Raw genomic sequence first — 10488 nt, forward strand, 5'->3', positions numbered from 1 at the left:
CCCCAGGACCCCCAGCCGACCGCCCAAGCCCCTCTCAGGCTCCCAGGAGACCCACAGTGAACGACTTCCCCGGCAGCGGCCTCTACGACCGTGCGCGCGCCGAGTACACCGGCCCCGCGGCCGAGTCCCGCTACGTCATCCCGCGCTTCGTCGAGCGCACCTCCCAGGGCGTGCGCGAGTACGACCCGTACGCGAAGCTCTTCGAGGAGCGCGTGATCTTCCTCGGCGTGCAGATCGACGACGCCTCCGCCAACGACGTCATGGCGCAGCTGCTGTGCCTGGAGTCGATGGACCCCGACCGTGACATCTCGGTCTACATCAACAGCCCGGGCGGCTCCTTCACCGCGCTCACGGCCATTTACGACACGATGCAGTTCGTGAAGCCGGACATCCAGACGGTCTGCATGGGCCAGGCGGCCTCCGCCGCCGCGATCCTGCTGGCCGCGGGTACGCCCGGCAAGCGCATGGCGCTGCCGAACGCGCGCGTGCTGATCCACCAGCCGTACAGCGAGACCGGTCGCGGCCAGGTCTCCGACCTGGAGATCGCCGCCAATGAGATCCTCCGGATGCGTTCGCAGCTGGAGGAGATGCTGGCCAAGCACTCCACCACGTCGATCGACAAGATCCGCGAGGACATCGAGCGCGACAAGATCCTCACGGCCGAGGACGCGCTCTCGTACGGCCTGATCGACCAGATCATCTCCACCCGGAAGATGAACAACGAGTCCGTCCGCTGACGCGGACCCTGTATCGTCTGCCGCCCCTTGACATGGTTTGGCCCAGTGCACGTCAAAGCGAACCGTGCCAAGGGGGGCCCGAACGGGGGGCCAGGCAAGGTACCGTCGGACATAAGGCAGCACCAGGAGCCGCTGGACCTAGGCGTCTCCCAGGCGAAGGGGAAGCACACCGTGGCACGCATCGGTGACGGCGGCGATCTGCTCAAGTGCTCGTTCTGCGGCAAGAGCCAGAAGCAGGTCAAGAAGCTCATCGCAGGCCCCGGTGTGTACATCTGCGACGAGTGCATCGATCTCTGCAACGAGATCATCGAGGAAGAGCTCGCGGAGACGAGCGAGGTCCGCTGGGAGGAACTCCCGAAGCCCCGCGAGATCTACGAGTTCCTCGAGGGATACGTCGTCGGCCAGGAGGCCGCGAAGAAGGCCCTCTCGGTCGCGGTGTACAACCACTACAAGCGCGTCCAGGCCGGCGAGAACGGCGGGGCGAACGGCCGTGACGACGCCATCGAGTTGGCGAAGTCCAACATCCTGCTGCTCGGCCCCACCGGCTCGGGCAAGACCCTGCTGGCCCAGACCCTGGCCCGTATGCTCAACGTCCCGTTCGCCATCGCCGACGCGACGGCGCTCACGGAGGCCGGGTACGTCGGCGAGGACGTCGAGAACATCCTGCTGAAGCTCATCCAGGCCGCCGACTACGACGTCAAGAAGGCCGAGACCGGGATCATCTACATCGACGAGATCGACAAGGTGGCCCGGAAGAGCGAAAACCCGTCCATCACACGGGACGTGTCGGGTGAGGGCGTCCAGCAGGCCCTCCTGAAGATCCTGGAGGGCACGACGGCCTCCGTCCCGCCCCAGGGCGGCCGCAAGCACCCGCACCAGGAGTTCATCCAGATCGACACGACGAACGTCCTGTTCATCGTGGGCGGCGCGTTCGCGGGCCTGGAGAAGCTCATCGAGTCCCGGGCCGGCGCCAAGGGCATCGGCTTCGGCGCCACGATCCGCTCCAAGCGCGAGCTGGAGTCCAAGGACCAGTTCGAGGACGTCATGCCCGAGGACCTGGTCAAGTTCGGCATGATTCCGGAGTTCATCGGCCGTCTGCCCGTCATCACCTCGGTCCACAACCTCGACCGCGCGGCCCTCCTCCAGATCCTCGTCGAGCCGCGCAACGCACTGGTGAAGCAGTACCAGCGCCTCTTCGAACTCGACGGCGTGGAGCTGGACTTCGAGCGCGAGGCACTGGAGGCCATCGCCGACCAGGCCATCCTCCGCCAGACCGGCGCCCGGGGCCTGCGAGCCATCATGGAGGAGGTCCTCCAGGCGGTCATGTACGAGGTCCCGTCCCGCAAGGACGTGGCCCGCGTGGTCATCACGGCGGACGTCGTCCTGTCGAACGTGAACCCGACCCTGATCCCGCGCGACGCCCGCGGCCGCGGCTCGGGCGAGCAGAAGACGGCGTAGGCGGTCCCGTATACCCAATAGGTGCCTGGTGCTGAAGGAAGCGCCGGGCACCTCGCCTTGTCTCAGACACTGGGCGAATGGATCACGCCAGGTTTCTTGCCAACCTTGAGCAAAGCGCCCGCTTCGTGATCAGGTTGACCCGAACCGCACCGATCACTTGTTCGAGTAATCGGTGGAATGGAAAGGGGAGAGCCTATTATGAAGTTGCTGAAGGGCAAGAGATTCCTGGCAGTGGCAAGTGTGATTGTTGGAGCGGTAGTTGTGCCGCTGTCGACGGCTCCATCGGCGAGTGCCGACCAGCTCAACTGCACCAACTATTTGGCGAACCGGGGCTACATAGTTGGGGTCAATGTCCGGGCGGCGTGCAGCAATGGGCGTTACCCCACAGGTCCGAGTCCTTTCTGTGTGGCGCCCCTAGTTAGGATCGGCGTTAAATCGGATCACGCTCACACTGCCTGCGCTTACGCCTGAAAGCTGAGCCGCTGAAGCAGCGGCGGGGCGTCCCGACTAGTGGGGCGCCCCGCCGGTAAGGTGCGCTCGTCAGATCTTGACGCGCACGTCGTTGCGGAGCTTGGCGGCGAGGCTTGCTGTCTCATCCGCCGAGCCACCCTTACCGGTGGCGAAGGTCGCGATATCGACAGCCATGACGATGGCTACAGTGCTGTGGTCGCCCCAGATGCACATGGGCATGCGCACTGTCTGCGGAGTCGTGCTGGAGCCCGATGAGCCAGTATTGGTGATCTCGGCGATCTGGCACTTCATGATGCCGCTCTCGAAGCCAGAGGGCGTGACTTCTTCCGGGCTGCCGACGAACTTACCTTGCGTGTCCTCGGCGGTGTCATCCTTCTCAGATTCCTCCTTCAGCTTGGCGAACATGGCGTCCACTACGGCCTCTGGGTCGTCAATCGTGCCGTAGACACCGCTGAAGGAGAGGCTTTTCGCGCTGAGACCGGCGCCACTCTGGTAACCGGCACTGGCGTCCTTCGCGTCCTTGACGCCCCACTTTTCGAAGTCCTTGATGTCGTCGTCGCTCATGGAGTCGGCCTGCATAGCCCGGTCGGACTTTTTGTACTCACCGTCGAGGGCCGTTGTCGGCGTCGTCAGCTTGTGCGGCCCGTCGTCCGCGATGTCCGACCCGCCGCCGCTGCGGCCCAGGCCGAGCGCGAAGTACGCACCCACGGCGATCGCGGCCACGACGGCCACCGAGCCGATGATGATCCCCGTCTTCTTGTTGCCGCCACCGGGAGCCGGCGGCTGGGGAACCCCGTAGGGCTGCTGGCCGTAAGGGGGCTGCTGACCGTACGGAGCCTGCTGGCCGTAGGGCGGCTGCTGCGGCGGTGCGCCCTGGGGGGCCTGCTGGGGGTACCCGTAGCCGGGCTGGGCCGGCGGTGCCGGCGGCGGCGCCTGCTGGGGGTAGCCGTAGCCAGGCTGGGGTGTCTGCGGCGGCTGGCCGTAGGGGCCCGGCTGCCCATACGGCCCAGGCTGCTGGGGTTGCCCGCTGTACGGGCCCGGTTGGTTGTAGCTCATCAGGGTTCCTCCGTTGATCCCTCCGCCCGCGGGCGAGAGAGGCAGTCTCTTACGCGGTTGGGCGAAGAATGCTGATGCACCTCTGCGGCGGATCAGCATTTCCCACCTTCTCACAAGCTGAAGTGGTAACTTGTGAAGCATGCAGACCGCACCTGTGAAGCGGGCGTTCAAGTACCGCTTCTATCCGACCGTCGCGCAGGCAGCCGAGCTGTCGCGCACGTTCGGGTGCGTGCGGAAGGTCTACAACATGGCGCTTGCGGCCCGCACTGAGGCATGGACCCTGCGCCAGGAGCGCGTCAACTACAACGCGACGTCGGCGATGTTGACGGCGTGGAAGAAGACCGAAGAGCTGGCCTTCCTCAACGATGTGTCTTCGGTACCGCTTCAGCAGGCGCTCAGACACTTGCAAAGTGCGTTCGTTGCGTTCTGGGACAGGCGAACGAGGTACCCCCGCTTCAAGAGCAAGAAAAAGTCCCGGGCGTCGGCCGAGTACACCACCTCCGCTTTCCGCTACCGAGACGGCAAGCTGACTCTGGCGAAGATGAGCGAGCCGCTGGACATCGTCTGGTCGCGGCCCCTTCCCAACGATGTCCAGCCCTCGACGGTAACCGTCTCGCAGGACGCGGCCGGGCGCTGGTTCGTGGCTCTGCTCTGCGAGGACCCAGGGGTGAGGCCGCTCCCGCCGGCTGATGAGGTCATCGGGGTCGATGCCGGGCTTGATCACCTGCTGACCCTCTCCACGGGCGAGAAGATCATCAATCCCCGGCACGAAAGGAAAGACCGTGCCCGCCTCGCGAAGGCTCAACGGGAGCTGTCCCGCAAGGCTGACGGGAACGGCGCCAACCGGGCCAAGGCCCGCGTCAAGGTCGCTAAGATCCACGCGCGGATCGCCGACCGGCGACGTGACCACCTGCACAAGCTGACGACTCGGCTCGTTCGTGAAAACCAAACGATCGTGATCGAGGACCTGACCGTTCGGAACCTCATGAAGAACGGGAAGCTCGCCCGCGCCATCAGCGACGCGGCATGGAGCGAGTTCCGCAGCATGTTGGAGTACAAGGCTGTCTGGTACGGCCGTGACGTGATCGCGGTGGACCGGTGGTTCCCCTCCTCCAAGCTGTGCTCTGTCTGTGGCATGCTCGCTGAGAAGATGCCGCTGAACGTCCGTACCTGGACGTGCGGCTGCGGCACGACCCACGACCGGGACGTGAACGCGGCGCAGAACCTCAAGGCCGCCGGGCTGGCGGTGTCGGCCTGTGGAGCCGGTGTAAGACCTCAACGGAGCACTCCGGGCGGGCGGTCGGCGATGAAGCAGGAAACCCGCGGCGCGAGTCGTGGGGCCCTCCCTCGTCCCACGAGGGGGAGAAAGCCAACTCTGGGTTCCCCTCCAGATCTCAAGCCGAGACAGAGATGACCGGAGGTGCTTATGCGTTCCTGACATCCTGGCGCAGGCCATGCGCGCGGGATGCATCGGGGTGCGCACCGTTACCAAAGAATCGAGTTTCGGGACACGGTCGTGACACCCCTAAACTGAGCCCGTGACCGAGAACGCTCAGCAGCAGCCCACAGCGCCCAGCACCGAACTGCCGACCCAGTACGCGCCGGCCGAGGTAGAGGGGAAGCTGTACGAGCGCTGGGTAGAACGGGGTTACTTCACCGCGGACGCCAAGAGCGACAAGCCCGCGTACACCATCGTCATCCCGCCGCCGAACGTCACCGGCAGCCTGCACCTGGGCCACGCCTTCCAGCACACGCTCATGGACGCCCTCACGCGCCGCAAGCGCATGCAGGGCTACGAGTCGCTGTGGCTGCCCGGCATGGACCACGCCGGCATCGCCACCCAGAACAAGGTCGAGCAGCAGCTCGCCGAAGAGGGCAAGTCCCGCCAGGACTTGGGGCGCGAGGAGTTCGTCGAGCGCGTCTGGCAGTGGAAGGAGGAGTACGGCGGCAAGATCCTCGGCCAGATGCGGCGCCTCGGCGACGGTGTCGACTGGGACCGCGAGCGGTTCACCATGGACGAGGGCCTGTCCAAGGCCGTCCTCACCATCTTCAAGCGGCTGTACGAGGACGAGCTGATCTACCGCGCCGAGCGCATCATCAACTGGTGCCCGCGCTGTCTGACGGCCATCTCGGACATCGAGGTGGAGTACCAGGAGGACGACGGCGAGCTCGTCTCCATCAAGTACGGCGAGGGCGACGAGACGCTCGTCGTCGCCACCACCCGCGCCGAGACCATGCTCGGTGACACGGCCGTCGCCGTTCACCCCGACGACGAGCGCTACCGGCACCTGATCGGCAAGCGGATCAAGCTGCCGCTCACCGACCGCTCCATCCCCGTCGTCGCGGACACGCACGTCGACCCCGAGTTCGGCACGGGCGCCGTCAAGGTCACCCCGGCCCACGACCCGAACGACTTCGCGATCGGCCAGCGCCAGGGCCTGGAGTCCATCACGATCATGGACGAGCGGGCGGTCATCACCGCCCACGGCCCCTTCCAGGGCCTGGACCGCTTCGAGGCCCGTGCCTCCATCGTCGCCGCGCTGCGCTCGCAGGGCCGGATCGTCGCCGAGAAGCGTCCGTACGTCCACTCCGTCGGCCACTGCTCGCGCTGCAAGACCACCATCGAGCCGCGCCTGTCCATGCAGTGGTGGGTCAAGGTCGGCCCGCTGGCGAAGGCCGCCGGCGACGCCGTCCGCGACGGACGGGTCAAGATCCACCCCGAGGACATGTCGAAGCGCTACTTCGACTGGGTCGACAACATGCACGACTGGTGCATCTCGCGCCAGCTGTGGTGGGGGCACAGGATCCCCGTCTGGTACGGCCCGGACGGCGAGGTCGTCTGCGTCGGCCCCGACGAGGAGCCGCCCGGTACCGAGGCCGAGGGCTGGAAGCAGGACACCGACGTCCTCGACACCTGGTTCTCCTCCGGCCTGTGGCCGTTCTCCACGCTCGGCTGGCCGGAGAAGACCCCGGACCTCGCGAAGTTCTACTCGACCGACGTCCTGCTCACCGGCCACGACATCATCTTCTTCTGGGTCGCCCGGATGATGATGTTCGGCCTGTACGCGATGGACGGCGAGGTTCCGTTCCGCACCATCGCCCTGACCGGTCTGGTCCGTGACGAGCGCGGCAAGAAGATGTCGAAGTCGTTCGGCAACGTCGTCGACCCGCTCGACTGGATGGACACGTACGGCTCCGACGCCCTGCGCTTCACGCTCGCGCGCGGCGCCAACCCCGGCACCGACGTCCCGATCGGCGAGGACTGGGTCCAGGCGTCCCGCAACTTCGCCAACAAGATCTGGAACGCCACGCGCTTCGCGCTGATGAACGGCGCGACGGTGGAGGGCGAGCTGCCGGCCGCAGACAAGCTCTCCGCCACCGACCGCTGGATCCTCTCCCGGCTGAACGAGACGGTCGAGCAGGTCGACGCGTACTACGAGGACTTCCAGTTCGCCAAGCTCAGCGACGCCCTGTTCCACTTCGCCTGGGACGAGGTCTTCGACTGGTACGTCGAGCTGTCCAAGACGACGTTCCAGGCGGGCGGCGAGGCGGCCGAGGTCAGCAAGCGGGTCCTCGGCGAGGTCCTGGACGTCACGCTGCGGCTGCTGCACCCGGTGGTCCCGTTCGTCACGGACACCCTGTGGACCACGCTCACCGGCGGCGAGTCCCTCGTCATCGCCGACTGGCCCAAGGACAGTGGCTTCCGTGACCAGGCCGCCGAGCGGGAGATCGAGACCCTCCAGTCCGTGATCACCGAGGTCCGCCGGTTCCGCGCCGACCAGGGCCTGCAGCCCGGCCAGCGCGTCCCGGCCCGCCTCACCCTCGACGGCACGGCGCTGGCCCCTCACGAGGCCGCCATCCGCCAGCTGCTCCGGCTCCAGCCGGAGGGCGAGGGCTTCGCGGCGACGGCCACCCTGCCGGTGGCGGGCGCCGAGGTCGCGCTGGACCTCTCCGGCGTGATCGACGTGGCCGCCGAGCGCAAGCGGCTCGCCAAGGACCTCGCGGCCGCCGAGAAGGAGAAGAGCCAGGCCACGGCCAAGCTCGGCAACGAGGCGTTCCTCGCGAAGGCCCCGGACCAGGTCGTGGAGAAGATCCGCACGCGGCTCGCGAAGGCGGACGAGGACATCGCGCGGATCCAGGCGCAGCTGGAGCGACTGCCGCAGGCGTAGCCGTTCGCACGCCAGTACGCCGTCGAAGGCCCCCGGAGCCACCAGGTTCCGGGGGCCTTCACCTCAGCGACACAGCCGCCTCAAGCCTCTGTCAGTCCGCGTCCGTAGACTGGCCCCGTGAGTGAGCTCCCCCCGCACGACAGCAGTGAGCAGCCCGACCCCGTCGACTCCTTCGAGGAGATCGTCGCGGCCGAGACGGACCGCGATCCCGATCTCGCGGTGATCGAGGCCGGCAGCCGTACCCTGCGCGCCCAGGGCGGGCCGCCGCAGGCCGACGTGCCCGCGCGGCCGGCCGATCCCGAGGTCGACAAGGCCCTCCGCGAGGTCGAGGCGGAACTGGCCACGCGCTGGGGCGAGACCAAGCTGGAGCCGTCGGTCGCGCGGATCGCCGCGCTGATGGACGTGCTGGGCGAGCCCCAGCGGTCGTACCCCTCGATCCACATCACCGGCACCAACGGCAAGACATCCACCGCCCGCATGATCGAGGCGCTGCTCGGCGCCTTCGAGCTGCGCACCGGCCGCTACACCTCGCCGCACGTCCAGTCGATCACCGAGCGGATCAGCCTGGACGGGGCCCCGATGACGGCCGAGCGGTTCGTCGAGACGTACCAGGACATCAAGCCGTACATCGAGATGGTCGACGGCTCGCAGGAGTTCCGGCTGTCCTTCTTCGAGGTGCTCACGGGCATGGCCTACGCGGCCTTCGCGGACGCGCCCGTGGACGTGGCCGTCGTCGAGGTGGGCATGGGCGGCACCTGGGACGCCACCAACGTCATCGACGCCGACGTGGCCGTCGTGACGCCCATAGACCTCGACCACACCGACCGGCTCGGCGAAACGCCCGGTGAGATCGCCGGCGAGAAGGCGGGCGTCATCAAGCAGGACGCGACCGTGATCATGGCGCAGCAGCCCGTGGACGCGGCGCAGGTGCTGCTGAAGAAGGCCGTCGAGGTGGACGCGACCGTGGCCCGGGAGGGCCTGGAGTTCGGGGTCGTCGCCCGGCAGGTGGCGGTCGGCGGACAGCTGCTGACGCTGCGCGGGCTCGGCGGGGAGTACGAGGAGGTGTTCCTGCCGCTGCACGGCGCCTACCAGGCGCACAACGCGGCGGTGGCGCTCGCCGCCGTCGAGGCGTTCTTCGGCGTGGGCTCCCAGCGGCCGGAGCCGCTCGACATCGACACGGTCCGCAAGGCGTTCGCGTCCGTGGCCTCTCCGGGGCGCCTGGAGGTCGTACGGCGCTCGCCGACGGTCGTCCTGGACGCCGCCCACAATCCGGCGGGCGCGCGGGCCACGGCGGAGGCGGTGAGCGAGGCGTTCGACTTCAGCCGGCTGATCGGGGTCGTGGGCGCGAGCGGCGACAAGAACGCGCGGGGGCTGCTGGAGGCATTCGAGCCGATCTTCGCCGAGGTCGTGATCACTCAGAACTCCACCCCCCGCGCGATGGACGCGGACGAGCTGGCCGGAATCGCGGTGGAGGTGTTCGGGGAGGACCGTGTGCAGGTGGAGCCGAGGCTCGACGACGCCCTTGAGGCGGCGATCACGCTCTCCGAGGAGGAGGGCGAGTACGCGGGCGGTGGCGTCCTCGTCACCGGGTCCGTGATCACCGTGGGCGAGGCCCGACTGCTGCTGGGGAGGGGCTGAGTCCCGTGCGTACGTTGTGTTCCTCGACGCTGATCGGTGAGTTCTTCGTCATCGGGTTCGCCGGGCTGGTCGCGATGAAGGATCCGGACCTGTCCATGAGCACGGTGTGGACGGTCTGCGGGGTCGCGATGGCGCTGTGCGTCCTGCTGTGCGGGCTGATCACCCGTCCCGGCGGGGTACAGCTGGGCTGGGCGCTCCAGATCGCGCTGATCGCCTCCGGGTTCGTGGTCCCGGTCATGTTCTTCCTCGGGGCCGTCTTCGGGGCGCTGTGGTGGGCGTCCGTCCACTTCGGGCGGAAGGTGGACGAGGCCAAGGCGCGGTTCGCGGCGCAGGCGGCCGAGGGGGTGCCGGGGGAGGCGTCCACGGGTGCCGGGGCCTCGTGACGTCCTGACGCTGTGTGACGCTCCGTTGGGCGCGCCCTGTAGCCTTCTGAGCTCCGCACACTTGTGAAAACTGAAGGAGTCACTGTCGTGAGCCAGCGCACCCTCGTCCTCCTCAAGCCCGACGCCGTTCGTCGTGGGCTGACCGGCGAGATCATCAGCCGTATCGAGCGCAAGGCCGGGTGGCGGATCACGGCGCTGGAGCTGCGCACGCTGGACCAGGAGACGCTGGAGCAGCACTACGGGGAGCACAAGGGCAAGCCGTTCTACGAGCCGCTGGTCGAGTTCATGGCGTCCGGGCCGGTTGTCGCGCTGATCGTGGAGGGGGAGCGGGTCATCGAGGGTCTGCGGGCCCTCGCCGGTCCCACGGACCCGATCGCCGCCGCGCCCGGGTCCATCCGGGGTGACTTCGGCGTCATCGTCCGCGAGAACCTCATCCACGCGTCCGACTCCGAGGAGTCCGCCGAGCGCGAGGTGAAGATCTTCTTCCCCGGGCGCGCGTAACCCTCCGGTGGTTGCGCGGGGGGTCTTCGCCCCCGCCGCCCCTACCCATTCCCGTCCCTTCCCTGGGGGCTGCGC

At 67.8% G+C, this 10488-nt stretch carries 8 protein-coding genes; 7 read left to right on the top strand and 1 reads right to left on the bottom strand.

The window, feature by feature from the left end; all coding sequences use genetic code 11:
* The first annotated feature begins 56 nt into the window (after nucleotides 1-56).
* Nucleotides 57-737, top strand: a complete 681-nt coding sequence (locus FNH08_RS33670) for an ATP-dependent Clp protease proteolytic subunit (protein WP_322725939.1) — start codon at nucleotides 57-59, stop codon at nucleotides 735-737.
* A 171-nt stretch (nucleotides 738-908) separates the two neighbouring features.
* Nucleotides 909-2195 (top strand): ATP-dependent Clp protease ATP-binding subunit ClpX, encoded by a 1287-nt coding sequence (clpX, locus tag FNH08_RS33675; RefSeq protein WP_322725940.1) that lies wholly within the window; start codon nucleotides 909-911, stop codon nucleotides 2193-2195.
* Between the two features lie 540 nt (nucleotides 2196-2735).
* On the opposite strand, the gene FNH08_RS33680 is transcribed toward clpX, so the two are convergent.
* On the bottom strand, nucleotides 2736-3722 hold the full coding sequence (locus FNH08_RS33680; RefSeq protein ID WP_152775321.1) for a hypothetical protein: 987 nt from the start codon (nucleotides 3720-3722) through the stop codon (nucleotides 2736-2738).
* A gap of 139 nt (nucleotides 3723-3861) precedes the next feature.
* Here FNH08_RS33680 and FNH08_RS33685 point away from each other — a divergent pair, with 139 nt between their 5' ends.
* From FNH08_RS33685 to ndk, 5 genes are all read left to right on the top strand, one after another.
* On the top strand, nucleotides 3862-5136 hold the full coding sequence (locus FNH08_RS33685) for an RNA-guided endonuclease InsQ/TnpB family protein (protein ID WP_228034506.1): 1275 nt from the start codon (nucleotides 3862-3864) through the stop codon (nucleotides 5134-5136).
* A gap of 124 nt (nucleotides 5137-5260) precedes the next feature.
* On the top strand, nucleotides 5261-7891 hold the full coding sequence (locus FNH08_RS33690; RefSeq protein ID WP_322725941.1) for a valine--tRNA ligase: 2631 nt from the start codon (nucleotides 5261-5263) through the stop codon (nucleotides 7889-7891).
* 117 nt (nucleotides 7892-8008) lie between these two features.
* Nucleotides 8009-9529 carry a bifunctional tetrahydrofolate synthase/dihydrofolate synthase gene (gene folC / locus FNH08_RS33695; RefSeq protein ID WP_322725942.1) on the top strand — a complete coding sequence of 507 codons (1521 nt, stop codon included), beginning with the start codon at nucleotides 8009-8011 and terminating at the stop codon, nucleotides 9527-9529.
* Between the two features lie 5 nt (nucleotides 9530-9534).
* Entirely contained in the window at nucleotides 9535-9912 is a 378-nt protein-coding gene (locus FNH08_RS33700; protein ID WP_322725943.1) for a DUF4233 domain-containing protein, read from the top strand.
* Nucleotides 9913-9999: 87 nt separating this feature from the next.
* Nucleotides 10000-10413 carry a nucleoside-diphosphate kinase gene (gene ndk, locus FNH08_RS33705; RefSeq protein ID WP_322725944.1) on the top strand — a complete coding sequence of 138 codons (414 nt, stop codon included), beginning with the start codon at nucleotides 10000-10002 and terminating at the stop codon, nucleotides 10411-10413.
* Nucleotides 10414-10488 lie beyond the last annotated feature (75 nt).

Source organism: Streptomyces spongiae (assembly GCF_009377185.1).
GTDB lineage: Bacteria > Actinomycetota > Actinomycetes > Streptomycetales > Streptomycetaceae > Streptomyces > Streptomyces spongiae.

Excerpts from the sequence above, each read along its gene's own strand:
- FNH08_RS33680 (WP_152775321.1), bottom strand. The coding sequence starts at position 3,722 with ATGAGCTACAACCAACCGGGCCCGTACAGCGGGCAACCCCAGCAGCCT.
- FNH08_RS33685 (WP_228034506.1), top strand. The coding sequence starts at position 3,862 with ATGCAGACCGCACCTGTGAAGCGGGCGTTCAAGTACCGCTTCTATCCG.